Raw genomic sequence first — 25,658 nt, forward strand, 5'->3', positions numbered from 1 at the left:
CTAGCCCTCCACGAGCTTCCGCGCCTCCTCCAGAAGCGCCCGGACGAGCTCGGGGCTTTGGGCCTCCACGTAGATCCGCACCACGGGCTCCGTGCCCGAGGCCCGGAAGAGGACCCAGGCCTCTTCATAGAGCCACTTCACCCCGTCCAGGGTGTCCACCCCCTTGGGGGTGAGGCCGGCCAGGGGGCGGGGTTCGCGGAAGGGGGTGAGGTCCAGGGGGGCCTTTAAGGGAAGGTCCAGGCGGTCGTAGGCGTGGGTGAGGCCCGTGAGGGCCTCCACCTCCTTGAACTGCTCGGCCAGGTCCTTCCCCGTGGCGGCCACGCTCTCCAGGAGAAGGAGGCTTGTGAGGATCCCGTCCCGCTCGGGAAGGTGCTCGGGGTACCCCACGCCCCCGGACTCCTCCCCGCCGATGAAGCAGTCCCCTTTGAGGAACTCCTCCTTGATCCACTTGAAGCCCACCGGGGTGGTGGTGACCCCGAAGCCGAGCCGTTCCCCCAGGCGGTCCAAAAGCCAGGTCACGGCGAAGTTCTTCACCGCCCGGCCCCTATGGCCCTTGCGGAAGCGGTAGAGGGCCAGGGTGGTGAGGACCTGGTGGGGGTTGAAGAAGACCCCGCCGGGGAGGACCACCCCCACCCGGTCCGCGTCCCCGTCCGTGGCCACGGCGAAGCTCGGGGGGGTCTCGGGGCCCAGCACCGCCAGGGTCACCCCCAGGTTCTTGGGGATGGGCTCGGGGTTCACCCCGTGGAAGAGGGGGTGGGGCTCCTCCCGGATGGGCCTTACGGGGATCTCCAGGCCCACGTGGCGGAGGAAGCCCTTGAGGAAGCCTGCCCCCGCCCCGCCCATGCTGTCGTGGTAGAGGACGCCGGAAAAGCCGGAGAGGGCCTTCAGGTCCAGGTGGGCCTTTAGGGCCTCAAAGTAGGCCTCCCGCAGGTCCAGGGTCTCGTAGGCCCCCTCCAGGGCCCGGGCCTCCTCGGGGACCAGGGCCTCGATGGCCTTGGCCTCCTCCTGGGCGATGGGCCCCCCGGTGGCGTCCTTGAACTTCACCCCGAGGTACTGGGGCGGGTTGTGGCTCGCGGTGAGCATGGCCCCGCCCGCCGCCTTAAGGTGGCGCACGGCGAAGGAGAGGAGGGGGGTGGGGACGGGGCCCTTTAGGAGGACCACTTTCAGGCCCATCCCCGCGAGGTGGCCCGAAAGGGCCCGGGCGAAGGCGTCCGCAAGGAAGCGGGTGTCGTGCCCCACCACCACGAGCCCGCCGCCCCGCTCCAGGAGGTGGCGGCCGTAGGCCTCGGCCAGGCGGTGGAGGGTGGCGAAGGTGAACTCCCGGGCGATGACCCCGCGGAAGCCTTCGGTGCCGAAGCGGATGGGCGCGCTCATCTCCATGGAAGCATAGCACATCCTCTCCCCACGGGGGGTGAGGGTGAAGTAGCATAAAAGCGTGCCCGAGGACCACCTGCTGGAACGCCTGGAGAAGCTGGAGGGGATCGTGGAGACCACGGTGCGGGTGCTCCCGCCCTTGGTTCAGGACCTCTCCCGGCGCATTGACGGGCTACGGGAGGAGATGCAGGGCGTGGCGGCCCGGCTGGAAGCCCGCATCCAACAGGCGGAGGCCAAGCTGGAGGGCCAGATCCAGTGGGTCCGGTCCGAGCTGGAGGGCTTCACCCTCATCGGGGTGGCCCTGGCCCCCCTTTCCCTGCTGCGCTAAGGGGTTAGGTAAAATGGGTCCGATGACCCGCTGGTTGGTTCTCGCCCTAGCCCTTTGTGGGCTGGTACTGGCCCAGGATTGGCGGCTTAGCCAGAGCCAAAGCTTCACCGCCCAAGGAGCCTCGGCCTGGCGCTACACCCTAAGCCCCAGGACAAAGGAGGCCCAGGAGCTTTGGCGCAGGCTTTCCGAGCAGTACCGGGACCACCTGCGGGCGGGGTACCGGGTGGACCTCGGGGGGTGGCGGGTGTACTTCCGGGGCGGGGTGCTCTGGCTTGCGCCCCACTGCCCCAAGGCGGACAACCCCGCCTGCTTCACCTTCGGGGCCCTCCCCGTGGAGAAGGCGCGGCAGGACCGCTTCCTCCTGGAGCTTGGGGCCCTCCTCGAGGAGGGCCTTGGGCGGGTCCGGGCCACGGGGGGAAGCCTCACCCTAAGCCGCCTCTTCCGGGTGGAGGTGGCCCGGGGCGCCTCGCCCCCTTACCGGGCGGCGCCTTCCGGCTGGAGGCCTTAGGCGGCCTCGAGGCTGTACAGGTAGTAGCGGGTCTCCCCCAGGACGAAGAAGGCCTCCTCCAGGGCGAGGCCCTCTATGGGGGTTTCCGGGGGGACGGAAAGGCGGAAGCTCCCCACGGCGATCCCCTCCCCGTCCACGGCCAGGGGCCCCTCGGCGAGGAGGGTGCTTTCCGCCTCGGGGTCGTTGAGGGGGGTGGCGTGGAGGCGCACCCGCTTCCCCTCGAGGCTTTTCAGGGCGTTCTTGGGGTCGGCGAAGGGGGCGCGGAAGAGGAGGCGCTCCTCCACCTCCGCCACCTCTCCCAATAGGGCGTACCGGTCCAGAGGGAGGAGGGCCTTGCCCCGCTCCAGGAGGAGGAGGAAGCGGGCCTTGTCCTCCTCGGAGAGGAGGACGGGGGCCTTGTTCCGGCCCACCCGCTCGTCCTGGTCCAGGCGCCCCTTCTCCACAAGGGCCCGGGCGGCCTCCAGGGCCTCCTCCCGGGTGGCGTAGAGGCTATAGGGGTTGATCTTGAAGAGGAGGTCGTAGCCCTTAGGCCCCTGGACGAGCCAGGCGAGGTGGAGCTCAAAGAAGCGCCGCTTGCGCCACTCGGGGTACACGAGACGAGTATACCCGGCCTTTGTGCCTTTCGCCCTTGCCCAAAACTATCCTGGGGTATACTCTAGGCCCGGTATGGCGCTTACGGAAGAGCGGGTCCTCGAGGCCCTGCGCACCGTGATGGACCCCGAGCTCGGCAAGGACCTCGTCTCCTTGGGCATGGTGGACGAGGTCCGGGTGGAGGGGGGGCGGGTGGACCTCCTGGTGAACCTCACCACCCCGGCCTGCCCCCTCAAGGGGCAGATTGAGGCGGACATCCGGCGGGCCCTCGCCCCCTTGGGGGCGGAGGAGGTCCGGGTGCGCTTCGGCGGGGGCGTGCGCCCCCCTGAGCGCTACGCCCTCCCCGGGGTCAAGCACGTGGTGGCCGTGGCCTCGGGCAAGGGCGGGGTGGGGAAGAGCACCGTGGCCGCCAACCTGGCCCTGGCCTTAAGCCGGGAAGGGGCCAAGGTGGGCCTTTTGGACGCCGACCTCTACGGGCCGAGCCAGGCGAAGATGTTCGGCCTCGAGGGCATGCGCCTCAAGGTGGACCAGGACCGCAGGATCCTCCCCTTGGAGGCCCACGGGATCAAGGTCCTCTCCATCGCCAACATCGTCCCCCCGGGGCAGGCCCTGGCCTGGCGGGGGCCCATCCTCCACGGCACCCTGAAGCAGTTCCTGCAGGACGTGAACTGGGGGGAGCTGGACTACCTGGTGGTGGACCTTCCCCCGGGGACGGGGGACGTGCAGCTCAGCCTTTCCCAGCTCACCCAGGTCTCGGGCGGGGTCATCGTCACCACGCCCCAGGAGGTGGCCCTCATTGACGCCGAGCGGGCGGCGGACATGTTCCGGAAGCTCCAGGTCCCGGTCCTCGGCGTCCTGGAGAACATGAGCGCCTTCCTCTGCCCCCACTGCGGCAAGCCCACCCCCATCTTCGGGGAGGGGGGCGGGAGGCGCCTGGCGGAGAGGCTCAAGACCCGCTTCCTGGGGGAGATCCCCCTCACCCTGGCCTTGCGGGAGAGCGGGGACCGGGGCGTGCCCGTCCTGGCGCAGGACCCCGAGGGCCTCGAGGCCCAGGCCTTCCTGAAGGCGGCCCGGGAGCTCGCCGCCGCCTTGAGCGTGCAGACCTTCCTCCCCCTCCCCATGGCCTGAACCATGGTCCTCCTGGAAGGCACCAAGGAACGGGTTCTGGAGCTCCTTAGGGCCAGGCCCCGCACCGCCAAGGAGGTGGCGGAAGCCTTGGGGGTGAGCCGCACCGCCGCCCAGAAGCACCTCCAGGACCTGGAGGAGCGGGGCCTCGCCGCCTCGGAGGTGCGGAAATGCCCCGGGCGGGGGCGGCCCTACCGGGTCTGGCGGGCCTTGGACCCCGAGGCCCCCTACGCCGCCCTCTGCGGGGACGTCCTCAAGGGCCTGGAGGCCGCCTTGGGGCGGGAGGGGGTGGTGCGGGTCCTGTTGGAGCGGAACCGGGCCCTCCTCGCCCCCTTGGGCCTCGAGGGGCTTCCCGTGCGGGCGCGGCTTGAGCGCCTCGCGGCCTTCCTGCGGGAAAGGGGGTACGAGGCGGAGGTGGTGGAAGAGGAGGGGGCCCTCTACCTCTGCCAGCGCCGATGTCCCAAGCTCGCCCTCTCCAAGGAGCACGAGGCCCTGTGCGAAAGCGAGCTTCTGGCCTACGAGGAGGCCTTGGGCCTCCCCCTGGCGCGGGAGGAGCGGATCGCCGAGGGGGGGAGGTGCTGCCGCTACCGGGTGAAGCCGGTATCCTGAGGCGTGTGGGTTTACCGGCTTAAGGGCACCCTCGAGGCCTTGGACCCCATCCTCCCCGGGCTCTTTGACGGGGGGGCGCGGGGGCTTTGGGAGCGGGAGGGGGAGGTCTGGGCCTTCTTCCCCGCCCCCGTGGACCTCCCCTACGAGGGAGTGTGGGAGGAGGTGGGCGACGAGGACTGGCTCGAGGCCTGGCGGCGCGACCTTAAGCCCGCCCTGGCCCCGCCCTTCGTGGTCCTCGCCCCCTGGCACACCTGGGAGGGGGCGGAGATCCCCTTGGTCATTGAGCCCGGCATGGCCTTCGGCACCGGGCACCACGAGACCACCCGCCTGGCCCTAAAGGCCCTCGCCCGCCACCTCCGCCCCGGGGACAAGGTCCTGGACCTGGGCACGGGAAGCGGCGTCCTCGCCATCGCCGCCGAGAAGCTCGGGGGGAAGGCCCTGGGGGTGGACATTGACCCAATGGTCCTCCCCCAGGCGGAGGCGAACGCCAAGCGGAACGGGGTGCGCCCCCGCTTTTTGGAGGGAAGCCTCGAGGCCGCCCTCCCCTTCGGCCCCTTTGACCTCCTGGTGGCGAACCTCTACGCCGAGCTCCACGCCGCCCTCGCCCCCCGCTACCGGGAGGCCCTCGTCCCCGGGGGGCGGGCCCTCCTCACGGGGATCCTCAAGGACCGGGCCCCCCTGGTGCGCGAGGCCATGGCGGGGGCGGGGTTCAGGCCTCTGGAGGAGGCGGCCGAGGGGGAGTGGGTCCTCCTCGCCTACGGGAGGTAGCGTGCGGCCCCACCGCGCCTTTAGCCCCGGCCTCACGGGGGTCCTCCCCTTGCGGGAGACCCGGCACCTGGTGGAGGTCCTGAGGGCCCGGGTGGGGGACCGGTTCACCGTCTTTGACGGGGAGCGGGAGGCCCTGGCCGAGGTGGTGGACCTGGGCCCCCCCTTGCGCTACCGCGTCCTGGAGGAGCGGAGGCCCGAGAGGGAGGTGGGGGTGGAGGTGGTCCTCTACGTGGCCCTCCTCAAGGGGGACAAGCTCGCCGAGGTGGTGCGCGCCGCCACGGAGCTTGGGGCCACCCGGATCCAGCCCCTCGTCACCCGCCACTCCGTCCCCAAGGAGATGGGGGAGGGGAAGCTCAGGCGGCTTAGAGCGGTGGCCCTCGAGGCGGCGAAGCAGTCGGGGCGGGTGGTGGTCCCCGAGGTCCTCCCCCCCATCCCCCTGAAGGCGGTCCCCCAGGTGGCCCAGGGCCTCGTGGCCCATGTGGGGGCCACCGCCCGGGTGCGGGAGGTCCTGGACCCGGAAAAGCCCCTCGCCCTCGCCGTGGGGCCGGAAGGGGGGTTCGCCGAGGAGGAGGTGGCCCTCTTGGAGGCCCGGGGCTTCACCCCCGTGAGCCTGGGGCGGCGCATCCTCCGGGCGGAGACCGCCGCCCTCGCCCTCCTCGCCCTCTGCACCGCCGGGGAGGGAAGGTGAGGCTTCTCCTTCTCCTCCTCCCCCTCCTCGCCGCCTGCCGCTACACCTTCCTGCCCCTGGACCCCGGGAAGCCCCCTCCCCCGGAGCGGCCCTTCGTGGTGGCGCGGCTTCTCCCGGAGGGGAAGGAGGCCAGGCTCCTCCTCAAGGTGGAGCGCCTGCCCCGCCCCGGCTACCTCCACCTCAAGTGGTTCCGGGAAGAGGCCCTCCTCCAGGAAAAGGCCCTCTTCCTGGAGGGCCCCGGGGCCCACGAGGCCCGCTTTCCCTTGGGAAGCGGGTACCACCGCCTGGTGGGCCTCTGGGAGGGAAGGCCCCTCTTCCAGCTGGACCTGGGCAGTCCCTCCCTACCGGACCCCGAGGAGGTAGAGGACCAGGGGGACGGTGAGGAAGGCCAAGAAGGTGGAGACCACCACGCTCCGGGCCACCCTTAGGGCGTCCCCTCCGAACTCCCGGGTGAGGAGGAAGGCGTTCACCGCCACCGGGGTGGCGGACTGGAGGACGAGGACCTGGTGCTCCAGCCGGGGAAGGCCGAGGAGGGCCCCCACCCCGTAGGCCACGAGGGGGGCGAGGAGGAGCCTCAGGGCGCTCGCCGCCCCCTCAAAGGGGCCGAGGTGGAACCGGGTCTTTCCCATCTGCATCCCCAGGGTGAGGAGGAGGACGGGGATGGCCGCCTGGCCCATGAGCCGCACCCCCTCCTCCAGCCGGAAGGGGAGGCTTAGGCCCAGGGCCTTGAGGAGGAGGCCCAGGAAGAGGGCGTAGAAGAGGGGGAGGCGCAGGGTGAAGAGGAGGCCTTCCTTCAGGCCCCCTCCCCGGATGAAGGCGGGCCCGAGGCCGAACATCAGGGCGCTGGAGAGGAGGAAGTAGACCACGGCCCGCCTCAGGCCCTCCTCCCCGAGGGCGAAGTAGACCAGGGAGAGGCCCATGTTGCCGGAGTTGGGGAAGAGGCCGCAGACGAGGAGGGTCTTGGTGGTTTCCCGGGAGAGGCCAAAGAGCTTCCCCGCCCCCTGGACGAGGAGGAAGAGGAGGGCGTAGGTGAGGGAAAACCCCAGGACGAGGCCCCACACCCCCTCCAGGGTGTACTCCGCCCGGTACATGCTGTCCAGGATGAGGGCGGGCACCAGGGCGTAGAGGGTGAGGCGGCTTAGGGTGGAGAGGTCCATCTCCAGCCGCCTCCCCAGGAGGTAGCCGGAGAGGACCACCAGGGCCACGGGGACCACGGTGTTGAAGAGGGCCTCCATGCGGGGCATTCTAAGGGCATGCCGAGCCACCTCGCCCTCGCCGAGGCCATCCGGGAGGTGCTCCTTAAGGGGGCAGAGGCCCCGAGGCGGCAGGTCCTCGCCCTCCCCGGGGGGAGCTTCCTGGCGAGGCCTTGGCCCTGGGCAAGCTGGTTGGGGTGGAGCCCCCCAAGCTCCGGCTCAAGCACAGGGGGTGGGCGCTTGGCCTGCCCTCGAGGCCCTGGGGCGGAAGGGTGGCGTAGACTGAGGCCATGCGCCTAGCGGGAAAAGTAGTGGTGGTCACCGGCGCGGGGAGCGGCCTGGGCCAGGCCCTGGCCTTGGAGCTTTTAAGGCGGGGGGCGAGGGTGGCGGCGGTGGACCTAAGGTCGGAGGGCCTCCAAGAAACCATGGCCAAGGCGGGAAGCCTAGGGGAGGGCTTAAGCCTCCACCCCCTGGACATCACCGACAAGGAGAAGGTGGCCGCCCTGCCCGAGGAGGTGGAACGGGTCCACGGCCAGGTGGACGGCCTCATCAACAACGCCGGGATCATCCAGCCCTTTAAGCGCCTCTTGGACCTGGACGAGGCGGCCATGGAGCGCGTGATGCGGGTGAACTTCTGGGGTACCCTCCACATGACCCGGGCTTTTCTGCCCAGGCTCCTCAAGCGCCCCGAGGCCCACCTGGTGAACGTCTCCAGCATGGGGGCCTTCGTGCCCGTGCCGGGGCAGGCCCTTTACGGGGCCTCTAAGGCGGCGGTGATGCTCCTCACCGAGGCCCTCTGGGCCGAACTCCAGGGGACCCCGGTACGCGTCACCCTGGTCCTGCCCGGGGCCATGCGCACGGGGATCGCCGAGCACTCGGGGGTGGAAGCCCCGAGGGCGGAAGGGGCGAAGGTGCCCGTCCTCGAGCCCGAGGTGGCGGCCAAGCGCCTCCTGGACGCCGTGGAACGGGACGCCTTCCGAGTGCTCCTGGGCCGGGACGCCCAGACCATGGACCTCCTCTATCGCTTAAGCCCCGCCCTCGCCGCCCGGATCGTCCAGCGGCGCATGGCCCACCTCCTCACCTGACCCTTCCCGGCTCCGGACGAGGAAAGCGGCAAGCCCCATGAAGGCCGTGAGGAGAAGCGCCGTGGCGGCGAAGGCCAGGCCGTGGCTGGGAAAGAGGCGGTAGAAAAGCCCGAGGCTCCCCCCGGCGAGGGCGCTTCCCAGGGCCTGGCCCAGGGCGCGGGCCACGGAGAGGGCCCCCGAGGCGAGGCCCTCCGTACCCTTTGGGGCGAGGGAGAGGACGAGGGCGTTGTTCGCCGCCTGGAAGAGGGCCCGCCCCACCCCGAGGAGGAGGAGGGCGAGGGCGCTTCCCCAAAGGGGGTGGAGGAGGGGGAGGAGGGCGAAGGCGAGGCCCGCGGCCACGAGGAGGTAGGCCCCGAGGAGGGCCACCCGGTTGTAGCCCATCCGGTCCGCCCTCCGCCCCGCCCAGGCCCCGAGGAAGAGGAACTCCAAGGGCCCGAGGAGGAGGAGGCCCCCGATGGCCCCGGGGGAGAAGCCCTCCTTCCCCAGGTGGAAGGCGAGGGCCACGGTGGTCCCCAGGGTGTGGAGGAAGTAGAGGCCGGTGGCGAGGAGGGCGGGGAGGAACCCGGGCGCCCGGAGGAGGCTTGGGAGGGTGCCCTCCTGCCTGGGGAGCTCGGGGAGGTTTCCCGAGAGGAGGAGGGCGAGGAGGGCCGCGGGGAGGGGGAGGAGGAAGACGTAGGGAAGCCCCCACCCTGCGGCGAGCCCCCCGAGGGCCGGGCCCAGGAGGGTGCCCGCGGCCACGGTGCTCGCCACCATCCCCAGGGCGTAGCCCCGGGCCTCGGGGAAGGCGCTCGCCGCTAGGCCCGGCACCAGGCCCACCACCATGGCCGTGGCCACCCCCTGGAGGAGGCGGAGGAGGTAGAGGGCCCAGAGGCTTGGGGCCAGGGCGAGGAGGAGGGCCGAGAGGGCGTGGAGGAAAAGCCCGGTTCGGAAGAGCCTTCCCGCCCCCACCCGCCCGGCGAGGCCCGCCAGGGGGAGGTAGGCCAGGGCCGCCCCCAAAAGCCCCAGGGAGACCACCCCCTGGGCCGCCTCCGGCCCCACGGCGAAGGCCCGCTCCAGGACGGGGAGGGCCGGGGCCAGGCTGCTTTCGCTCACCGTGCCGAGGAGGACCCCGGAGAGGAGGGCGAGAAGCCTCCGGTCCATAGGGGCCAGTCTAGCCCCTTGAGGGTGAGGGGCCTCCTTGCGCCTTTCCCTTGGGCCTGGGAGGATGGGGCCATGCTCGAGGCCCGCTACCTGGAGGGGCTCACCTACGAGGGGCTCCTTCCCCGCCTCTGGAGGAACCGGGACCGGGTGGAGGCCTTCTACGCGGGGCTTCCTCCCCTCCCACCCCTTCCCAAGGCCCAAAGGGCCCTCGCCCTGGTGGAGGACTGGTGCCCGGACTCCGTCCAGGCCATCCCCGTTCTCGCCCGGCTTCCCCTCGAGGTCCGCTTCTTCTTCCGGGACGAGAACCCCGACCTCGCCGAGGCCTACGCCAAGGAGGGGAAGCGCATCGTCCCCACCGTGGTCTTCCTGGACGGGGCCTATGGGGAGCTCGCCCGCTGGCACGGGCCCCCCGAGGTGGCCCGCGCCTTCCTGCGGGAGAAGAAGGCGGAGGGGCTATCCCCGAAGGCCCTCCTCCTCGCCTACCACGAGGCCTTCTCCCGGTTCGCCGAGGCCATGCTCGCCGAGTGGCGGGCCCTCCTTTCCCCTTAGGCGAACGGTGTAGCTCTCCTCGGGCTACACGCTTCCACGCTTCCACGGGCGGGGCCAGAGTGGAGGCATGGCGAAGCGCGTCTACTTGCTCTCCGAGGCCCGGGGGCTTTCCCGGGACCTCTTGGGCGGCAAGGGCCACGGCCTTGCGGAGATGGCGGCGGCGGGCCTGCCCGTCCCCCCGGCCTTCATCGTCACCACGGAGGCCTGCCGCCAGTACCTGAAGGCGGGGGAGGTGCCGGGGCTATGGGGGGAGGTGCGGGCGGGGATGGCGGCCCTAGAGGGCCTAACGGGCAAGCGCTTTGGCCGGGGGGAGGGGAAGGCCCCTCCCCTCCTCGTTTCCGTGCGGAGCGGGGCCCCGGTTTCCATGCCCGGGATGATGGACACCGTCCTCAACCTCGGCCTCACCCTGGAGGGGGTGGAGGCCCTGGCCCGGGCCACGGGCAACCCCCGCTTCGCCTGGGACAGCCTCCGCAGGCTCCTCGCCATGTACGGGGAGGTGGTCTTGGGGGAGGGGCCCGAGGTCTTTGAGGGGATGCTCTCCGCCCTCAAGGCGGAGAGGGGGGTGGGGACGGACGCGGCCCTTGGGCCCGAGGACCTGGAGGAGCTCGCCTACCGCTACCTCCGCCACCTCGAGGCCCGCGGCACCCCCTTCCCCCTGGACCCCTGGGCCCAACTCCAGGGAGCCATTGAGGCCGTATTCCGGAGCTGGCAGAACCCCAGGGCCAGGACCTACCGCCGCATCTACGGCATCCCCGAGGACCTGGGCACGGCGGTGGTGGTCCAGGCCATGGTCTTCGGCAACCTGGGGGAGGACTCGGGCACCGGGGTGGGCTTCACCCGCAACCCCGCCACCGGGGAGAAGGGCCTCTACGGGGAGTACCTGAGGAACGCCCAGGGGGAGGACGTGGTGGCGGGCGTCCGCACCCCCGAGCCCCTGGAGCGCCTTAAAGGGTACGCCCCCGGGCTCTACGAGGAGCTCCTCCAGGTGGCGGAGCGCCTGGAGCGGCACTTCCGCGACATGCAGGACTTTGAGTTCACCGTGGAGCGGGGAAGGCTTTTCCTCCTCCAGACCCGCGCGGGCAAGCGCACGGCCCAGGCGGCGGTGCGGATCGCCGTGGAGATGGCCGAGGAGGGGCTCATCTCCCGGGAGGAGGCGGTCATGAGGGTGGAGGCCAACGCCCTCCCCGGCCTCCTCCGGCCCAGCGTGGACCGGGACCAGGCCCCAAGGCCCCTCCTCAAGGGCCTCCCCGCAAGCCCCGGGGCCGCGGTGGGCCACGCCGCCTTCACCAACGAGGCCGTGGAGCGCTTCCACGCCCAGGGGCTTCCCGCCGTCCTCGTCCGCCCCGAGACCACCCCCGAGGACATCACCGGGATGTACCTCGCCAAGGGGATCCTCACCGCCCGGGGCGGCCTCACCTCCCACGCGGCGGTGGTGGCCCGGGGCCTCGGGGTGCCCGCGGTGGTGGGGGCGGAGGCCCTTAGGGTCTTCCCCGGGGAGGGCCGGGCCCTGGCGGAGGGGGTGGAGATCCGGGAGGGGGACCTCCTCACCCTGGACGGGGGCACGGGGGAGGTGTACCTGGGGGCGGTGCCCCTGGTGGAGGCTGGGGGGGAGGCCCTTTTGGAGAAGCTCCTCTCCTGGGCGGAGCCCCATCGGCGCCTCGGGGTCAGGGCCAACGCCGACACCCCCGAGGACGCCCAAAGGGCCAGGGCCTTCGGGGCCGAGGGGATCGGGCTATGCCGCACGGAGCACATGTTCTTCCGGGAGGACCGCCTCCCTTGGGTGCGCCGCCTCATCCTGGCGGAGACCCCCGAGGAGGAGGCCTTGGCCCTGGAGCGCCTCTTCCACTTCCAGAAGGAGGACTTCAAGGAGATCCTCCGCGCCATGGACGGCCTCCCCGTCACGGTGCGCCTCCTGGACCCGCCGCTTCACGAGTTCCTTCCTCCCCTGGAGGCGCTCGCCCGCCGGGCCGAGGAGGGGGACGAGGAGGCGGGGCGCCTCCTAAGGCGGGCGGAGGCCCTGAAGGAGGCGAACCCCATGCTCGGCTTCCGGGGGGCGAGGCTCCTCCTCCTCAGGCCCGGCGTCTTCCGCATGCAGCTTAGGGCCCTTCTGGAGGCGGCCAGGGAGCTCAAGGAGGCGGGGCACGACCCCAGGCCCGAGGTCATGGTCCCCCTGGTGGCCGACCCCAAGGAGGTGGAAAGGGCGCGGGCCCTCGCCGAGGAGCTCTTCCGGGAGTACGGCCCCATCCCCTTCGGCACCATGGTGGAGACCCCCCGGGCCGCCCTCCTCGCCGCCGAGATCGCCCCTTTGGTGGACTTCTTCAGCTTCGGCACCAACGACCTCACCCAGATGGCCTTCGGCCTCTCCCGGGACGACGCGGGGAAGTTCCTGCCCCGGTACGTGGAGGAGGGGCTTTTCCCCTTTGACCCCACGGAGCGCCTGGACGAGAAGGGGGTGGGGCGGCTTCTCAGGATGGCGGCGGAGGAGGGGAGGAAGGCGAACCCCAGGCTCAAGCTCGGCCTCTGCGGGGAGCACGGGGGGGAGGCGGGAAGCGTCCGCTTCGTGGCGGACCTCTTGGACTACACCTCGGCGAGCCCCTTCCGGGTCCTCACCGCCCGCCTCGCCGCCGCCCAGGCGGGGCTTTCCCGGGCCCTAAAGCCCGCCTAGAGCCGCACCACCACCTTCCCCGTGTGCCCCCGGTCCAGGAGGGCCCGGAAGGCGGCCTCCGCCTCGGCGAAGGGGAAGACGGGGCCCACCACGGGCCTAAGCTCCCGCCCGAGCCTGGGGAGGAGGAAGCCCAGGGCCTCCTCCACCAGGGCGCCCTCCCGCAGGAGGGGGGTGAGCCAGAAGCCGAGGACGGCCAGGTTGCGGCGCATGAGGCGGAGGGGCGGGATGGGGGCCACCTCCCCCTCGGCGGCCCCGATGTAGACGAGCCTCCCCCCGTGGGCGAGGAGGCCGAGGCTTTCCTCCACCTCCTTGCCCCGCACCTCCAGCACCAGGTCCAGCCCGCCCCAGGCCTTGGCCCTTTCCGGCACCTCGGCGTAGGTCGCGGCCTCCTCGGCCCCCAGGGCGAGGGGGAGGGCGAGCTTCTCGGGCCTCGAGGCCGCGGCCAAGACCCGGAGGCCCATGGCCCGGGCCACCTGGACCGCCGCCGTCCCCAAGGCCCCCGCCGCCGCCTGGACCAGGACCTTTTCCCCGGGCCGGGCCTGGGCCCTTTTCAGGGCCAGGTAGGCGGTGAGGAAGGAGACGGGGAAGGCGGCGGCCTCCTCGGGGGAGAGGCCCTCGGGCAAGGGGAGGAGGGCCCCCTTGGGGACGGCGACCCGCTCGGCGAGGCCGCCTTGGGGGACGAGGGCGGCGTAGCGCCTTCCCTCCACCACCCCCACCACCTCCATCCCCGGGATGAAGGGCGGGTGGAGCCGGGTGAGGTAGGCCCCAAGGCGCATCAGGTGGTCGGCGAAGTTGAGGCCCACCGCCTCCACCCGAAGGACCACCTCCCCTTCCTCGGCCTCGGGCTCGGGCAGGTCCACGAGCTCTAGGGGGCCGCCAAGCCGCTTCAGCACCCAGGCCTTCATGGGGGGAGTCTACCCTTTCGTGCCCCCGGGCGGAAAGGGTGGCCCCACATACTTTAAGAAATAAAGCCCCGGCCTACCCTTAGGCCATGGAGCTCGGGCTCTACACCTTCGGCGAGCGCACCCTGGACCCCGACCTCGGCCGCCCCCCCACGGCCGAGGAGCGGCTTAGGCGCCTTCTGGAGGAGGCGGAGCTGGCGGAAAGGGTGGGGCTTGGGGTCTACGCCGTGGGGGAGCACCATCGGGAGGAGTACGTGGTCTCGGCCCCGGCGGTGGTCCTCGCCGCCATCGCCGCCCGCACCCGGAGGATCCGCCTCTCCAGCGCCGTGGTGGTCCTCTCCTCCGACGACCCCATCCGCGTCTTCCAGCAGTTCGCCACCCTGGACCTCCTCTCGGGGGGAAGGGCGGAGCTTTGGGTGGGCCGGGGCTCCTTCGTGGAGTCCTTCCCCCTCTTCGGCTACGAGCTAAGGGACTACGAGGCCCTCTTTGAGGAGAAGCTCGCCCTCCTCCTCAAGATCCGGGAGGAGGAGAAGGTCTTCTGGCCCGGGGGGCGGTTCACCAAGCCCATCCCCGGCCTCGGGGTCTACCCCAGGCCCAAGCAGAACCCCCTGCCCCTCTGGGTGGCGGCGGGGGGAAGCCCGGAGTCGGCGGTGCGGGCGGGCAGGCTCGGGCTTCCCCTGGTCCTCGGCATCATCGCCGGAAGCCCCAAGCGCTTCCTCCCCTTCGTGGAGCTTTACCGCAAGACTGCCCGGGAGCACGGCCACACCCCGAGGCTCGCCCTCGCGGCCCACGGCTTTCTCGCCGAGGACGACGAGGAGGCCTTCCGCCTGGCCCTTCCCGCCTTCCTCCGGGTGATGAACAAGATCGGCCGGGAAAGGGGGTGGCGCCCCCTCACCCCGGAGTACTTCGCCTGGTCCAGGACCCTCGAGGGGGCCGACTTCATCGGCGACCCCGAGCGGGTGGCGGAGAAGGTCCTCTACTGGCACGAACTCTTCCGGCCGGAAAGGCTTCTCCTCCAGCTTTCCGTGGGCACCCTGCCCCACGCCCGGGTGCTCCGGGCCATTGAGCTTTTGGGCACCGAGGTCCTGCCCCGGGTGGAGCGGGCCCTCAGACCCCCCGCCGGAGGATAGGCAAAAGCTCCGGCCGGACGAGCTCCGAAGGCGGGGCCTTTCCCTCCCTTAGGAGGGCCCGGACCTTGGTCATGCTGATGGCCGTGCGCTTCTCCCGGTGGCCCTCGGGGCAGGTCCTCTCCGAGGCGATGCCGCCACAGAGGGGGCAGTGGAAGACCGCCCCCACCTTGACGATCTCAATCCCTAAGGGAGGAAGCCGGTCAAAGATCCGGTGGGCGGCGTAGGGGTCGTAGAAGTCCCCCACCCCGGCGTGGTCCCGGCCCACCAGGAAGTGGGTGGCCCCGAAGTTCTTGCGCACCAGGGCGTGGAAGACCGCCTCCTTGGGCCCGGCGTAGCGCATGGGGGTGGCGAGGCCGAAAAAGGCCACCCGCTCCTGGGGGAGGAAGTCCCTGATCAGGGCCTGGTAGGCCTCCACGATGACCTCCGTGGGGAAGTCGTCTGGCTTCTTGGCCCCGAGGATGGGGTGGACGAGGACCCCGTCGGCAAGCTCCAGGCCGAGCCGGATGAGGTACTCGTGGGCCCGGTGGGGGGCGTTGCGCGTCTGGAAGGCCACCACCTTCCGCCAACCCCTTTGCCGGAAGAAGGCCCGCACCTCCTCCGGGGTCTTCTCCAGGGGGGTGCGGGGCCTGGGCTTTAGGACCTCCACCCGGCCCGCCAGGGCGTAGGGGCCCTTGCCGTAGAGGCGGGCCACCCCGGGGTGCGTTTCGCTATCCGTGCCGAAGACGGCCCGGGCCAGGGCCTCGAGGTCCAGCTCGTAGGCCTCGGCCACGTGGAGGAGGGCGACCCGTTCGCCCCCGTGGAGGAGGGCCACGGTGTTCCCTGGGCCTACCCTGGGTTTTTCCCGGAACTGGAGGAGGATGGGAATCGTCCAGACCTCCCCCGTGGGGAGGCGCATCTCGTGGGCCACGCTTAGGGCCTCCTCCCGGGTCATGAAGCCCTTTACGGGGAAGAAGGCCCCCGTGGCCAGGTTCTCCAGGTCCAGCCTCTCGTCCTCGCCGATCTCCAAAGCGGGAAGGGTCTCCACCACGGCTAACCTCCCAGGGCCAAGGCGTCCACAGGCGCTTCCTTCTCGGCGAACACGCGCACCACCTCGCCCAGGATCCAGAGGGCGGGGGGACGCACCTCCACCTTGCCTTCCGCCACCTCTTCCAGGCGGGCGTGGACCCGGCGCTCCTTGGGGGTGGAGGCCCGCTCCACGAAGAGGGTGGGCTCCCTGGGGTCCCGCCCCAGGCGGAGGAGCTCCTTGGCGATCCAGACCCGGCGCCCCACCCCCATGAGGACCACCAGGGTGGGGACCCGGGCGAAGGGCCTGAGGTCCGGATACCCTCCCCCCTCCAAGACCCCCGAGACCGCGGCGAAGCCGTGGGCGAGGCCCCGGTGGGTGAGGGGAAGCCCGGAGGCGAGGAGGCTCGTCACCCCGGGGACGACCTCCACGGGGACGCCGTGCCGGAGGAGGAAGAGCACCTCCTCCCCGCCCCGGCCGAAGACCATGGGGTCGCCCCCTTTGAGGCGGACCACGAAGGGGTGGGCCCGGGCGTGGCGGAGGAGGAGGCGGTGGATTTCCTCCTGCTTTTCGCTTTCCCCCTCCTCCTTCCCCACGTAGACCTTTTCCCCGGGGGCGAGGGCGAGGACCCTCTCGTCCACGAGCCGGTCGTAGAGGACCACGGGGGCCTCCTTGAGGAGGCGGTAGGCCTTGAGGGTCAGAAGCTCCGGGTCCCCGGGGCCCGCCCCCACCAGGTAGACCCTACCCATGGACCACCCCCCTGTAGACGAGCTGCCCCCCGATGAAGAGGAGCCAGAGGAGGAGGGCGAGCCTTAAGGGCTCCTTGGGAAGCCGGGTGGCGAAGAGGGCCCCGAGAAGCCCCCCCGCCACCCCGCCCGAGGCCAGGGCGAGGAGGAGGCTTGGGGCCACCTGGCCGAAGGCGAGGTGGACCCCGCCCCCCAGGAGGGCGAGGACGAGGCCGAAGAGGAGGTCGGTGCCCACCACCTTCTGGGGGGAAAGCCGGGTGGCGTGGAGGAGGAGGAGGGTCCCCAGGGCCCCGGCCCCGGCGGAGGAGAAGCCCACCTCGAGGCCGATGCCGAAGGCCGCCGGGGGAAGAAGCCAGGGCCTTTCCCTCCCTCGTCCGACCCCCTTCAGGCCCCGCCAAAGCCCAAGCCCCGCCGAGAGGACCACGGTGAGGCCCACGAGGAGGAGGACCAGGTCCTTTGCCCCCTTGAGCTGCGTGAGGAGGAGGCTTCCCAGAAGCACCCCCGGGACCCCCCCGAGGAGGAGGCGGAGGAGGGCCCGGGCGTCCACCTGCCGCCTTAAGAGGTAGACGGCTCCCGCCGGCACCTTCACCAGGAAGCCGAAGAGAAGCGCCGTGCCCACGGCCACCTCCGGGGGAAGCCCCAGGGCGAGGATGAGGAGGGGCGCCGTAACCGTCCCCGCCCCCACCCCCGTGACCCCGATGGCGAAGGCGATGAGAAAGCCCAGCAGAAAGGCCATCTACCCCTCCTTACCGTGCAGGTGGATGCCGCACTCCAGCTTGCCCTTTCCCGCCCAGCGGCCCGAGCGGGGGTCCGAGGGGTCCAAGGGCTTCGCCGTGCAGGGGGCGCAACCGATGGAGAGGTAGCCCTGGTCGTAAAGGGGGAGGTAGGGGAGGTCCTCCACGGCCAGGTAGGCGAAGACCTCCTTAAGTGTCCAGTCGTAGAGGGGGTTCACCTTCTTCAGGCGGTGGCCCGAGGGGAGGCGGGCCTCCTCCTGGGGCTCGAGGTTTCTGCGGGTGGGGGACTGCTCCCGCCTAAGCCCCGTGAACCAGGTGTCGTGGGCCTCCAGCGCGGCGAAGAGGGGCTCCACCTTGCGGAGGGCGCAGCAGCGGCCAGGGTCGGTCTCGTAGAGCTTGCCGTAGAGCCTCTCCTGCTCCTCCCGGGAAAGAGCGGGGGTGAGGTTCACCAGGCGGAAACCCAGGCGCTTTTGCAGCTCGTCCCGGTAGGCGTAGACCTCGGGGAAGTGGTAGCCCGTGTCCAGGAAGAGGACGGGGATCTCGGGCCTTTCCTTGAGGAGGAGGTGGAGGACCACCACGTCCTCCGCCTGGAAGCTGCAGGTGAAGCAGGGGTTTTGGCTTTGGGCCAGGGCTTCTTGGATCAGGCTCCGGGCCGCCTTCACCTTGTCCATGCCGCCACCTCCTTTAGGGCCTCCTGGGCCTTCTCCTTGGCCCTTCCCAGGCCCTCCTTGGGGTCTAGGTCCAGCTCCTCCAGGGCCTGGTCCACGATCCGGTACCAGAGGCGCTTCCTCTCCTCAAAGCTCGGGATCTGGGCGATCCTGGGCCTTAGGGTGCGGAGGAAGGCCACGAGCTCCCCGTAGGCCTCGGGGAAAAGCCCCGCCAGGCGCTCCTTGAGCCTCACGGCGAGGGCGGGGGCGGCCCCCGAGGTGGAGAGGGCCACCAAAAGCTCCCCGCGCCTTAGGACGGCGGGGAGGATGGCGCTCGCGTTTTGCGGGTCGTCCACGGCCACGAGGAAGACGCCCCTCCGGTCGGCCTCCGCCTTGACCCTGGGGTGGATGGCCTTGTCCTTGGGGTGGCTTATGACCAGGAAGTAGCCTTCCAGGTCCCCTTCCCGGTACGCCCGCTTGAGCCAGCGGATCTTGCCTTCCCGTTCCAGCGCCTCCAGGCCGAAGGCGTCCTCCTCGGCGAGGACGGTGACGCGCGCCCCCGCCTCGAGGAGGGCCTTGAGCTTCACGGAGGTCTCGGGCCCCCCGGCGAGGAGGAGGACGGGGCGGCCCCTTAGGTCCAGCATCAGGGGGAAGTAGGTCACGCCACCTCCTTTTGCAGGGCGCGTTTGAAGCCCTGAAGCAGGCTTCCCAGCCGCTCGGTCTCGTCCACGTAGAAGGGCTTGACCCCCCACTCCCTTAAGGCGTCGGCGGTCACCCGGCCCACGGCGAGGGCCTTGACCCGGGTGTTGAGGGCTTCCCTCAGGGCCTTGGGGTCCTTCGCCCCCTCAAAGAGGAACTCCACCTGGATGGCGGCCACGAAGGCGAGGGCGTCCACCTCCCCTCTGAGGAGGGCCTCCTCGAGGCGGAGGATCCCCTCGGGGTCCGGGAGGTGGCGGTAGGGCATGAGGGGGAGGACCCGGTAGCCCCGTTCCGCCAGGGCGTTTTCCAGGAGGGGGAGGGGCTTGCCGTAAAGCTGGAGGGCGGCCACGCCCCTTCCTTGGGGAAGGAGGGGGAGGAGGCTTTTGGAGGTGCCGTCCCCCACGGCGTGGGGGGGAAGGCCCGCCTCCTTTAGGGCCCTCGCCGCCTTGGCTCCCCGGGCCAGGCGGAAAGCCTTCGCCAGGGGCCCCTCTAGGTCCAATCCTAGGGCCTTTCCCGCCTCCAGGAGGTCCCTCACCCCCACCCCGGTGGTGGCGAGGAAGAGGTCCACCCCTTGGGCGAGGGCCCGGACCTGGTCCCGGTACTCGGGGACGGGGACCTTCTCCGTGGCCTGGACGGGGAAGAGGAGGGGGGTGAAGCCGAGCTTCTCCGCCAGGGCCTTAAACGCTTCCTTCCGTCTGAGTCCCGCGTAGGCCACGCGCACGGCGTCCTCCTCTAGACGGCGCACTCCCCGCGCCCGAGCTGCACGCTGAAGGCCTCCCCTTCCGCCCCCAGGTCCTGGTAGAACTCGGGGGCCTCCTCGTAGGGAGGGACCTCCTGGAGCTCCTGGAGGAGGGGCTTGAAGGAGGCCGCCCCCACCCGGTCCAGGTAGGCCTGGAAGCTCTCCCCGTTTTGCCGCTCCTCCAGGTAGCGCTTGAGGATCCTTTCCACCGCCTCGGGGACCCGCCGCGCCGGGAGCCTCCCCACCACCTGGCCGAAGCGAGCCTCCCCCTCCCGGGTGCGCCCGCCCAGGAGGAGGACGTAGTGGGGCACCTCCCTTTCTCCCACCTTGCGGCTTGAACCGTAGAAGCCGATGTCGGCGATGTGGTGCTGGCCGCAGGAGTTGGGGCAGCCGGAGATCTTGACGCCGATGGCCTTGGCCCCCGGGTCCTGGGCCAGGGGGAGCGTGGCGAGGTGGGCCTCGAGGGCCTGGGCGAGCCCCCGGGAGCGGGTGATGGCCAGGTTGCAGGTGTCGGCCCCGGGGCAGCGGGTGATGTCCAGGAGGGTGTGGGCCTCAGGGAGAGCGAGCCCCGCCTCCAAGAGGGCCTCGTAAAGCCCACCCAGGGCCTCCTCGGGGACGAAGCGGAGGAGGAGGTTCTGGCTGATGGCGCTCCGGACCTCGGCGGCGTAGGTCTCGGCGATGGCCGCCAGGGCCCTGAGGCCTTCCGGGGTGATGTCCCCCAAGGGGAGGCGGACGGTGACGGTATAGAAGCCCTCCTGCTTTTGCTTGAAGAGGTTGGTGCGCCGCCAGGCGTCAAAGCCTGGGGCAAAGGAGAAGGGCTTTTTGGGCGGGCTGGGAAGCCTTGGGGGCTCGGGCTCTGGGGGCGGGGCCCAGGCCTCGAGGTCCTCGCCGCTCGCCGTGAGCTTGACGAGGCGCCTCTCCTCCCGCACCGCCTCCCGGAAGGCGGCGATCCCCCACTTCTTCACCAGGAACTTGAGCCGGGCCTGGGTCAAGACCTTGCGGTTTCCGTAGCGGTCAAAGAGGCGGACGATGGCGAGCATGGTGGGGAGGAGGTCCTCCTCGGGGGTGAAGGCCTCCAGAAGCTCGGCGCTCATGGGGGCGGCCCCTAAGCCCCCGCCCACGTAGACGCGGAACCCCCGTTTTCCCCCTTCCAAGGCCGCCACCACCCCGATGTCGTGGATGGGGGTGCGGGCGTGGTCCGCGGCGCACCCCTCAAAGGCGATCTTGAACTTCCGGGGGAGGTTCTGCCCCACGGGGTGGCGGAGGAAGTAGCGGTAGGCGGCCTCGGCGTAGGGGGTCACGTCAAAGGGTTCCTCGGGGGAGACCCCGGCGTAGGGGCAGCAGGTGATGGCCCGGATGGAGTGGCCGCAGGCCTCCCTCGTGGTGAGGCCCACGGCGTTCACCGCCCTTAAGACCTTGGGCACGTCCCGGCGGTGGACGTGGTGGAGCTGGACCGCCTGGCGGGTGGTCACGTGGGCCAGGCGGTTTTCCGCGTAGCGCTCGGCCACGTCCGCGAGAACCCTGAGGCCCTCGGGGGTGATCCGCCCCACGGGGAGCTTGATGCGGATCATGTGGTGCTCGGGGCGGCCCCGGATGCCGTAGATGCCGTTTTTGAGCCGGAAGACCCGGAAGTCCTCGGGGTCTTCCTCCCCGGCCTCGAGGCGGGCGATCATGGCCTCCAGGTACCGGATCTCCGCCTCCGCCGCCGGGTCCAGGCGCGCGCCGCTTACCCTGTCCACAAGCCCTGCCATCCCTCACCTCCGACCCCCGGTCCGGGGGTTGGTGGGGATGGTATACCATTGAGCCTATGAAAGTCAAGGGTATGGGGCACCCTGGCCCCGGACCCCGCCGGCGAGGCCAAAGGCCGTGAGGGCGGCGCCGAGGAGGAGCGCCCCCCACCGGGCCCAAAGGGGGAGGGCCTGGCCCAGGGCGTCCCCCAGGAGGGCGAAGAGGGGCACGAGGAAGAGCCCCGCCAGGGCCAAGGGCCAGGGGGCGAGCCAGGGGGGGAGGAGGGCGGCGAGGAGGAGGAGAAGGGTTCCGAGGAGGAGGAGGGTGAAGGCCACTATGGCCACGAAGAGGCCCAGGTTCATGGGGTCGGGCTCGGGGCGGAGGAGGGCCACGGCCACCCAGGCGGAGGGGTTGAGGAGGAGGGCGAAAAGGAGAAGGTGGGGTAGGGGCAGACGCCGGGCGAGGAGGCTTAGGCCGAGCCCCAGGCAGGCCCCCGCCGCGAAGGCGGCGAGGCCGAGGACGGGGGCGGGAAGGTCCAGGGCGGCCACCGCCGCCACGCCCAGGTGGAGGCCAAAGAGGAGGCTTGTGAGGGCCAGGTAGGGGCGCATGGGCTCCCCCCCAGTGTAGCCTGCCCTCTTTTCCCCGGGCGCGGGCGTGCTATAGTGGGGGGGCAGGCTAGGGGTGCCCGAATGGAAGGGCTGAGAGCTGGGTTTCTCCCAGCAACCCTTGGAACCTGATCCGGGTAATGCCGGCGGAGGGAAGCCTATGCGGAAGACCCGAATCCCCCAAAACCTAGCCCCCTTCGGGCCGCGTGGGCCCTTCCCGCTGGCCTAGAGGGGGTGGAAGGTTGCTTGGAAGGCTCTACCTGGTGGTGACCCCAAGGCCCGGCTGGTCTTTGGAGGCTACCCTGGACCGCACGGAAAGGGCCTTGGCGGGCGGCGTGGAGGTCGTGCAGCTGAGGGCCAAGGACTGGGAGGCGCGGCCCACCCTGGCCCTCGGGGAAAGGATGCTCGCCCTCGCCCGGCGCTACGGGGTGCCCTTCTTCCTGAACGACCGCCCCGACCTCGCCGCCCTCCTGGGGGCGGACGGGGTGCACCTGGGGCAGAACGACCTCACCCCCGAGGAGGCGCGGCGCTTCTTTGCCGGGATGGTGGGCCGCTCCACCCACGCCCCGGAGCAGGCGCTAAGGGCCCTAGAGGAGGGGGTGGACTACCTCTCCGTGGGCCCCGTCTGGGAGACCCCCACGAAGCCGGGCAGGCCCGCGGCGGGGCTCGCTTACGTGCGCTGGGCGGCGGAGAACCTGGGGGAGAAGCCCTGGTACGCCATCGGGGGGATTGACCTGGGGAACCTGGACCAGGTCCTAGAGGCCGGGGCCAGGCGCATCGTGGTGGTCCGGGCCATCCTGGACGCCCCTGACCCCGAGCGGGCGGCCCGCGCCCTTAGGGAGAGGCTTTATGGTGTGGCTTAACGGGGAGCCCAGGCCCTTGGAGGGAAAGACCCTCAAGGAGGTCTTGGAGGAAATGGGCGTGGAGCTTAAGGGGGTCGCCGTCCTCCTCAACGAGGAGGCCTTCTTGGGCCTCGAGGTCCCGGACCGCCCCTTGCGGGACGGGGACGTGGTGGAGGTGGTGGCCCTGATGCAGGGGGGTTAGCGTGGACACCTGGAAAGTAGGTCCCGTGGAGCTCAAAAGCCGCCTCATCCTGGGGTCCGGCAAGTACGAGGACTTCGGGGTGATGCGGGAGGCCATCGCCGCCGCGAAGGCCGAGGTGGTCACGGTCTCCGTGAGGCGGGTGGAGCTCAAGGCCCCGGGGCACGTGGGGCTTCTGGAGGCTTTGGAGGGGGTTAGGCTTCTCCCCAACACCGCAGGGGCCAGAACGGCCGAGGAGGCGGTGCGCCTCGCCCGCTTGGGCCGCCTCCTCACCGGGGAAAGGTGGGTGAAGCTCGAGGTCATCCCCGACCCCACCTACCTCCTCCCCGACCCCCTGGAGACCCTGAAGGCGGCGGAGAGGCTTATAGAGGAGGATTTCCTCGTCCTCCCCTACATGGGGCCCGACCTCGTCCTGGCCAAAAGGCTCGCCGCCCTGGGCACGGCCACGGTGATGCCCCTCGCCGCCCCCATCGGCTCGGGCTGGGGGGTGAGGACGAGGGCCCTTTTGGAGCTTTTCGCCCGGGAGAAGGCAAGCCTTCCCCCGGTGGTGGTGGACGCGGGGCTCGGCCTCCCCTCCCACGCGGCGGAGGTGATGGAGCTCGGCCTGGACGCCGTCTTGGTGAACACCGCCATCGCCGAGGCCCAAGATCCCCCCGCCATGGCCGAGGCCTTCCGGCTTGCGGTGGAGGCGGGGAGGAAGGCCTACCTCGCCGGGCCCATGCGGCCCAGGGAGGCGGCAAGCCCCTCCAGCCCGGTGGAGGGGGTGCCTTTTACCCCGACCGGGCCCCGGCCCGGCCGGGGGCCCCAGTAGTGGAGGAAGAGTTATGAGGGCGGACGTGGCCGTGGTGGGGGCGGGGATCATCGGGGCCCTCGCCGCCTACGAGCTCGCCAAGCGGGGGGTGGCCGTGGCCCTCTTGGACGCGGAGAAGGAAGGGGCCGCCACCCTGGCGAGCGCGGGGATGCTCGCCCCTTACCCCGAGGGGCTTTCGGGGGAGCTTCTGGAGGCGGGGCTATACGGCCTTGCCCGCTACCCCGAGCTCCTCGCCGAGCTTAGGGAAAGGGGCCTCGAGGTGGAGGCGGGGTTTTCCGGGACCTGGGTGGCGGCCCTAAGCCTTGGGGAAAAGGAAGCTTGGCAGGCCCAAGACCCCCTCCCTTACCCGGTCCGGGGGGGCTTGGGGGCGAGGCGCTTCCCCGGGGGGTTCGTCCACCCCAAGGCGCTCCGCGAGGCCCTCCTCGAGGCCTTCCGGGACCTCGGGGGCACCTACCTCCGGGCCGAGGTGGAAGGGATAGAGGGGGGGAGGGTCCATTGGCGGGAAGGGGCCCTTAGGGCCCGCTTCGTCCTCCTCGCCGTGGGGGCCTGGGGGGGAAGGTTCGGCCTAAGGGTCAGGCCCCTCAAGGGGGAGGCCCTTCTCCTTTGGGGGGAGGCCCCGCCCGGGCCCCTTTTCGCCGGGGAGGGGTACCTCCTCTCCCGGGAGGGCGGGGTCTACGTGGGGGCCACGTCGCGGGAGGGGTGGGCGGAGGGAGTGGACCTCTATGGCCTCCGCTGGCTTGCGGACTACGCCCACGAGCGCTTTCCCCTCTTGGAAGGGGCCCGCTTTAGGGGAGCGGTCTTCGGGTTTAGGCCCGCGGGGGAGCTCTTCGTGGGCGAGGTGGAGGAAGGCGTGTACGCGGCGGTGGGGCACGGGAGGAACGGCGTCCTCCTCGCCCCTTGGACGGCAAAGAGGCTTTTAAAGCTTTTGGGGGTGGAGGATGACGCAGCTTGAGGCGGCAAGGAAAGGGAAGATCACCGAGGAGATGGCCTACGTGGCCGAGAAGGAAGGGGTTTCCCCCGAGTTCGTGCGGGAAGGGGTGGCGGCGGGCCGGATCGTCATCCCCAGGAACCCGAACCACAAGACCCTCACCGACTTCAAGGGGATCGGGGAGGGGCTTTCCGTCAAGGTGAACGCCAACCTGGGCACCTCCTACGACTACGTGGACGTGGAGGAGGAGGTGGAGAAGGCCAGGGTGGCCATCCAGTACGGGGCGGACACCGTTATGGACCTCTCCACCGGGGGAGACCTCAAGGCGATCCGCAAGCGGATCCTGGAGGTGGCCACCGTCCCCTTGGGCACCGTGCCCATCTACGAGGCGGAGTTTCGGGCGGCCAGGCGCAAGAACTTCTTTGACATGTCGGCGGACGAGCTCTTCCAGGTGATTGAGGAGCACGGCAAGGAGGGGGTGGACTACATCACCGTGCACGTGGGGGTGACCCTCAAGAACCTCGAGGTCTACCGGAATAGCCCCCGCACCACGGGCATCGTGAGCCGGGGCGGGGGGCTCATGGCCGCCTGGATGCTCCACCGCGGCGAGGAAAACCCCCTCTACGCCCGCTTTGACGACCTTTTGGACATCGCCCGCACCTACGACATGACCCTCTCCCTGGGGGACGGCCTCCGCCCAGGCTCCCTCGCCGACAGCACCGACCGGGCCCAGATCGCAGAGCTCCTCACCATCGGGGAGCTCGTGGAAAGGGCCAGAAGGGCCGGGGTCCAGGCCATGGTGGAAGGCCCCGGGCACATCCCCTTGAACGAGGTGGCGGCCAACGTCCAGATCCAGAAGAAGCTCACGGGGCACGCGCCCTTCTACATCCTGGGGATGCTTCCCGTGGACACCGCCGCCGGCTTTGACCACATCGCCGGGGCCATCGGCGGGGCCTTGGCGGGATGGTGGGGTGCGGACATGCTCTGCTACCTGACCCCGGCGGAGCACCTGGGCCTGCCCACCCCTGAGCACGTGAAGCAAGGGGTGATCGCCTTTAAGATCGCCGCCCACGCCGCCGACGTGGCCCGGGGGAACAAAAGGGCCCTGGAGCGGAACCGGAGGATGTCCGAGGCCCGCTACCGGTTGGATTGGGAGGGCCAGTTCGCCCTCGCCCTCTTCCCCGAGGAGGCGCGGCGCCTCAAGGAGGAGCGGGGCTCCAAGACCAAGGCCTGCAGCATGTGCGGCCCCTTCTGCCCCATGAACCTGGTGGAGGCGGTGCTTAAGGGGAAGGGGCGGATGGAGCTTCCGGTAGCCTGAGGCC

Annotated in this window: 30 protein-coding genes and 1 riboswitch; of the genes, 17 read left to right on the forward strand and 13 right to left on the reverse strand. The window is 71.0% G+C overall.

From position 1 onward, the window contains the following. Positions 1-1,374, reverse strand: coding sequence for a phosphoglucomutase/phosphomannomutase family protein (locus tag TTH_RS03390; RefSeq protein WP_011172742.1), 1,374 nt, complete (start codon positions 1,372-1,374; stop codon positions 1-3). 61 nt (positions 1,375-1,435) lie between these two features. Between TTH_RS03390 and TTH_RS03395 the strand changes: the two genes are divergently transcribed. Next, positions 1,436-1,702, forward strand: a complete 267-nt coding sequence (locus TTH_RS03395; protein WP_011228097.1) for a hypothetical protein — start codon at positions 1,436-1,438, stop codon at positions 1,700-1,702. 13 nt (positions 1,703-1,715) lie between these two features. After that, a complete protein-coding gene (locus tag TTH_RS03400) occupies positions 1,716-2,210 on the forward strand; it encodes a hypothetical protein (RefSeq protein WP_011172744.1) in 495 nt (164 codons plus the stop codon). On the opposite strand, the gene TTH_RS03405 is transcribed toward TTH_RS03400, so the two are convergent. Then, the gene (locus TTH_RS03405) at positions 2,207-2,803 is read right to left on the reverse strand and encodes a hypothetical protein (protein ID WP_011228098.1); all 597 of its coding nucleotides are present in this window, start codon (positions 2,801-2,803) and stop codon (positions 2,207-2,209) included. The genes TTH_RS03400 and TTH_RS03405 overlap by 4 nt on opposite strands. A gap of 73 nt (positions 2,804-2,876) precedes the next feature. Here TTH_RS03405 and TTH_RS03410 point away from each other — a divergent pair, with 73 nt between their 5' ends. Genes TTH_RS03410 through TTH_RS03430 form a run of 5 tightly spaced genes read left to right on the forward strand, consistent with a single transcriptional unit; the run spans position 2,877 to position 6,419 of the window. Continuing rightward, complete coding sequence (locus TTH_RS03410) at positions 2,877-3,929, forward strand: Mrp/NBP35 family ATP-binding protein (protein ID WP_011228099.1); 1,053 nt, start codon at positions 2,877-2,879, stop codon at positions 3,927-3,929. 3 nt (positions 3,930-3,932) lie between these two features. Next, positions 3,933-4,535 carry a helix-turn-helix transcriptional regulator gene (locus TTH_RS03415; RefSeq protein WP_011172747.1) on the forward strand — a complete coding sequence of 201 codons (603 nt, stop codon included), beginning with the start codon at positions 3,933-3,935 and terminating at the stop codon, positions 4,533-4,535. Positions 4,536-4,538: 3 nt separating this feature from the next. Next, positions 4,539-5,303 (forward strand): 50S ribosomal protein L11 methyltransferase, encoded by a 765-nt coding sequence (locus TTH_RS03420; protein WP_011228100.1) that lies wholly within the window; start codon positions 4,539-4,541, stop codon positions 5,301-5,303. Between the two features lies 1 nt (position 5,304). After that, positions 5,305-5,991, forward strand: a complete 687-nt coding sequence (locus TTH_RS03425; RefSeq protein ID WP_011228101.1) for a 16S rRNA (uracil(1498)-N(3))-methyltransferase — start codon at positions 5,305-5,307, stop codon at positions 5,989-5,991. Next, positions 5,988-6,419 carry a hypothetical protein gene (locus tag TTH_RS03430; RefSeq protein WP_011172750.1) on the forward strand — a complete coding sequence of 144 codons (432 nt, stop codon included), beginning with the start codon at positions 5,988-5,990 and terminating at the stop codon, positions 6,417-6,419. The genes TTH_RS03425 and TTH_RS03430 overlap by 4 nt, the downstream gene beginning before the upstream one ends. On the opposite strand, the gene TTH_RS03435 is transcribed toward TTH_RS03430, so the two are convergent. Next, the gene (locus tag TTH_RS03435) at positions 6,333-7,235 is read right to left on the reverse strand and encodes an AEC family transporter (RefSeq protein WP_011228102.1); all 903 of its coding nucleotides are present in this window, start codon (positions 7,233-7,235) and stop codon (positions 6,333-6,335) included. The genes TTH_RS03430 and TTH_RS03435 overlap by 87 nt on opposite strands. Before the next feature lie 9 nt (positions 7,236-7,244). Here TTH_RS03435 and TTH_RS11770 point away from each other — a divergent pair, with 9 nt between their 5' ends. Further along, positions 7,245-7,484 (forward strand): hypothetical protein, encoded by a 240-nt coding sequence (locus TTH_RS11770; RefSeq protein WP_316684968.1) that lies wholly within the window; start codon positions 7,245-7,247, stop codon positions 7,482-7,484. Further along, on the forward strand, positions 7,475-8,269 hold the full coding sequence (locus TTH_RS03445; protein ID WP_011228103.1) for an SDR family NAD(P)-dependent oxidoreductase: 795 nt from the start codon (positions 7,475-7,477) through the stop codon (positions 8,267-8,269). The genes TTH_RS11770 and TTH_RS03445 overlap by 10 nt, the downstream gene beginning before the upstream one ends. On the opposite strand, the gene TTH_RS03450 is transcribed toward TTH_RS03445, so the two are convergent. Further along, complete coding sequence (locus tag TTH_RS03450; RefSeq protein WP_011228104.1) at positions 8,210-9,409, reverse strand: MFS transporter; 1,200 nt, start codon at positions 9,407-9,409, stop codon at positions 8,210-8,212. The genes TTH_RS03445 and TTH_RS03450 overlap by 60 nt on opposite strands. 72 nt (positions 9,410-9,481) lie before the next feature. Between TTH_RS03450 and TTH_RS03455 the strand changes: the two genes are divergently transcribed. Further along, positions 9,482-9,958, forward strand: coding sequence for a thioredoxin family protein (locus tag TTH_RS03455; protein ID WP_011228105.1), 477 nt, complete (start codon positions 9,482-9,484; stop codon positions 9,956-9,958). Positions 9,959-10,025: 67 nt separating this feature from the next. Continuing rightward, positions 10,026-12,623: a pyruvate, phosphate dikinase gene (gene ppdK, locus TTH_RS03460; protein ID WP_011228106.1), complete on the forward strand. Its 2,598-nt coding sequence runs from the start codon at positions 10,026-10,028 to the stop codon at positions 12,621-12,623. Here the strand turns inward: ppdK and TTH_RS03465 are convergent. Then, on the reverse strand, positions 12,620-13,528 hold the full coding sequence (locus TTH_RS03465; protein ID WP_011228107.1) for an NADPH:quinone oxidoreductase family protein: 909 nt from the start codon (positions 13,526-13,528) through the stop codon (positions 12,620-12,622). The genes ppdK and TTH_RS03465 overlap by 4 nt on opposite strands. Positions 13,529-13,614: 86 nt before the next feature. Here TTH_RS03465 and TTH_RS03470 point away from each other — a divergent pair, with 86 nt between their 5' ends. Beyond that, positions 13,615-14,655 (forward strand): LLM class flavin-dependent oxidoreductase, encoded by a 1,041-nt coding sequence (locus TTH_RS03470; protein WP_011228108.1) that lies wholly within the window; start codon positions 13,615-13,617, stop codon positions 14,653-14,655. Here the strand turns inward: TTH_RS03470 and TTH_RS03475 are convergent. The 8 genes from TTH_RS03475 to TTH_RS03510 form a co-directional block, all read right to left on the reverse strand. After that, on the reverse strand, positions 14,633-15,682 hold the full coding sequence (locus TTH_RS03475; protein ID WP_011228109.1) for a sulfate adenylyltransferase: 1,050 nt from the start codon (positions 15,680-15,682) through the stop codon (positions 14,633-14,635). The genes TTH_RS03470 and TTH_RS03475 overlap by 23 nt on opposite strands. 2 nt (positions 15,683-15,684) lie before the next feature. Beyond that, positions 15,685-16,407: a uroporphyrinogen-III C-methyltransferase gene (gene cobA, locus TTH_RS03480; RefSeq protein ID WP_011228110.1), complete on the reverse strand. Its 723-nt coding sequence runs from the start codon at positions 16,405-16,407 to the stop codon at positions 15,685-15,687. Further along, entirely contained in the window at positions 16,400-17,140 is a 741-nt protein-coding gene (locus TTH_RS03485) for a sulfite exporter TauE/SafE family protein (RefSeq protein WP_011172760.1), read from the reverse strand. The genes cobA and TTH_RS03485 overlap by 8 nt, the downstream gene beginning before the upstream one ends. Further along, positions 17,141-17,809 (reverse strand): phosphoadenylyl-sulfate reductase, encoded by a 669-nt coding sequence (locus tag TTH_RS03490; protein WP_011172761.1) that lies wholly within the window; start codon positions 17,807-17,809, stop codon positions 17,141-17,143. Further along, entirely contained in the window at positions 17,797-18,447 is a 651-nt protein-coding gene (locus TTH_RS03495) for a precorrin-2 dehydrogenase/sirohydrochlorin ferrochelatase family protein (protein WP_011228111.1), read from the reverse strand. Before TTH_RS03495 ends, TTH_RS03490 begins: the two co-directional genes overlap by 13 nt. After that, on the reverse strand, positions 18,444-19,205 hold the full coding sequence (locus tag TTH_RS03500) for a uroporphyrinogen-III synthase (protein ID WP_011228112.1): 762 nt from the start codon (positions 19,203-19,205) through the stop codon (positions 18,444-18,446). Before TTH_RS03500 ends, TTH_RS03495 begins: the two co-directional genes overlap by 4 nt. Positions 19,206-19,216: 11 nt before the next feature. Then, positions 19,217-20,974: a nitrite/sulfite reductase gene (locus tag TTH_RS03505; RefSeq protein ID WP_011228113.1), complete on the reverse strand. Its 1,758-nt coding sequence runs from the start codon at positions 20,972-20,974 to the stop codon at positions 19,217-19,219. A 63-nt stretch (positions 20,975-21,037) separates the two neighbouring features. Continuing rightward, a complete protein-coding gene (locus TTH_RS03510) occupies positions 21,038-21,559 on the reverse strand; it encodes a hypothetical protein (protein WP_011228114.1) in 522 nt (173 codons plus the stop codon). 59 nt (positions 21,560-21,618) lie between these two features. Further along, positions 21,619-21,728, forward strand: a riboswitch (TPP riboswitch). Between the two features lie 70 nt (positions 21,729-21,798). On the opposite strand from TTH_RS03510, the gene thiE reads away from it, so the two are divergent. From thiE to thiC, 5 genes are read left to right on the forward strand one after another with little or no spacing between them, the layout of a single operon-like run. Next, positions 21,799-22,419, forward strand: coding sequence for a thiamine phosphate synthase (gene thiE, locus TTH_RS03515; RefSeq protein ID WP_011172766.1), 621 nt, complete (start codon positions 21,799-21,801; stop codon positions 22,417-22,419). Further along, positions 22,406-22,600, forward strand: coding sequence for a sulfur carrier protein ThiS (thiS, locus tag TTH_RS03520; RefSeq protein WP_011172767.1), 195 nt, complete (start codon positions 22,406-22,408; stop codon positions 22,598-22,600). The genes thiE and thiS overlap by 14 nt, the downstream gene beginning before the upstream one ends. Position 22,601: 1 nt before the next feature. Beyond that, the gene (locus TTH_RS03525; protein ID WP_011228115.1) at positions 22,602-23,408 is read left to right on the forward strand and encodes a thiazole synthase; all 807 of its coding nucleotides are present in this window, start codon (positions 22,602-22,604) and stop codon (positions 23,406-23,408) included. A gap of 13 nt (positions 23,409-23,421) precedes the next feature. Then, the gene (locus tag TTH_RS03530; protein WP_011228116.1) at positions 23,422-24,360 is read left to right on the forward strand and encodes an NAD(P)/FAD-dependent oxidoreductase; all 939 of its coding nucleotides are present in this window, start codon (positions 23,422-23,424) and stop codon (positions 24,358-24,360) included. Continuing rightward, on the forward strand, positions 24,347-25,654 hold the full coding sequence (gene thiC / locus TTH_RS03535; protein WP_011228117.1) for a phosphomethylpyrimidine synthase ThiC: 1,308 nt from the start codon (positions 24,347-24,349) through the stop codon (positions 25,652-25,654). Before TTH_RS03530 ends, thiC begins: the two co-directional genes overlap by 14 nt. Positions 25,655-25,658: the final 4 nt, after the last annotated feature.

The sequence above is a fragment of the Thermus thermophilus HB8 genome, from assembly GCF_000091545.1.
GTDB classification, from domain to species: Bacteria; Deinococcota; Deinococci; order Deinococcales; family Thermaceae; genus Thermus; species Thermus thermophilus.

Coding starts and splice junctions, on each gene's coding strand:
- TTH_RS03390 (WP_011172742.1), bottom strand. CDS start 1,374: ATGAGCGCGCCCATCCGCTTCGGCACCGAAGGCTTCCGCGGGGTCATC.
- TTH_RS03400 (WP_011172744.1), top strand. CDS start 1,716: ATGGGTCCGATGACCCGCTGGTTGGTTCTCGCCCTAGCCCTTTGTGGG.
- TTH_RS03410 (WP_011228099.1), top strand. CDS start 2,877: ATGGCGCTTACGGAAGAGCGGGTCCTCGAGGCCCTGCGCACCGTGATG.
- TTH_RS03415 (WP_011172747.1), top strand. CDS start 3,933: ATGGTCCTCCTGGAAGGCACCAAGGAACGGGTTCTGGAGCTCCTTAGG.
- TTH_RS03435 (WP_011228102.1), bottom strand. CDS start 7,235: ATGCCCCGCATGGAGGCCCTCTTCAACACCGTGGTCCCCGTGGCCCTG.
- TTH_RS11770 (WP_316684968.1), top strand. CDS start 7,245: ATGCCGAGCCACCTCGCCCTCGCCGAGGCCATCCGGGAGGTGCTCCTT.
- TTH_RS03445 (WP_011228103.1), top strand. CDS start 7,475: ATGCGCCTAGCGGGAAAAGTAGTGGTGGTCACCGGCGCGGGGAGCGGC.
- TTH_RS03450 (WP_011228104.1), bottom strand. CDS start 9,409: ATGGACCGGAGGCTTCTCGCCCTCCTCTCCGGGGTCCTCCTCGGCACG.
- TTH_RS03455 (WP_011228105.1), top strand. CDS start 9,482: ATGCTCGAGGCCCGCTACCTGGAGGGGCTCACCTACGAGGGGCTCCTT.
- ppdK (WP_011228106.1), top strand. CDS start 10,026: ATGGCGAAGCGCGTCTACTTGCTCTCCGAGGCCCGGGGGCTTTCCCGG.
- TTH_RS03465 (WP_011228107.1), bottom strand. CDS start 13,528: ATGAAGGCCTGGGTGCTGAAGCGGCTTGGCGGCCCCCTAGAGCTCGTG.
- TTH_RS03470 (WP_011228108.1), top strand. CDS start 13,615: ATGGAGCTCGGGCTCTACACCTTCGGCGAGCGCACCCTGGACCCCGAC.
- cobA (WP_011228110.1), bottom strand. CDS start 16,407: ATGGGTAGGGTCTACCTGGTGGGGGCGGGCCCCGGGGACCCGGAGCTT.
- TTH_RS03485 (WP_011172760.1), bottom strand. CDS start 17,140: ATGGCCTTTCTGCTGGGCTTTCTCATCGCCTTCGCCATCGGGGTCACG.
- TTH_RS03490 (WP_011172761.1), bottom strand. CDS start 17,809: ATGGACAAGGTGAAGGCGGCCCGGAGCCTGATCCAAGAAGCCCTGGCC.
- TTH_RS03505 (WP_011228113.1), bottom strand. CDS start 20,974: ATGGCAGGGCTTGTGGACAGGGTAAGCGGCGCGCGCCTGGACCCGGCG.
- TTH_RS03510 (WP_011228114.1), bottom strand. CDS start 21,559: ATGCGCCCCTACCTGGCCCTCACAAGCCTCCTCTTTGGCCTCCACCTG.
- thiS (WP_011172767.1), top strand. CDS start 22,406: ATGGTGTGGCTTAACGGGGAGCCCAGGCCCTTGGAGGGAAAGACCCTC.
- TTH_RS03530 (WP_011228116.1), top strand. CDS start 23,422: ATGAGGGCGGACGTGGCCGTGGTGGGGGCGGGGATCATCGGGGCCCTC.
- thiC (WP_011228117.1), top strand. CDS start 24,347: ATGACGCAGCTTGAGGCGGCAAGGAAAGGGAAGATCACCGAGGAGATG.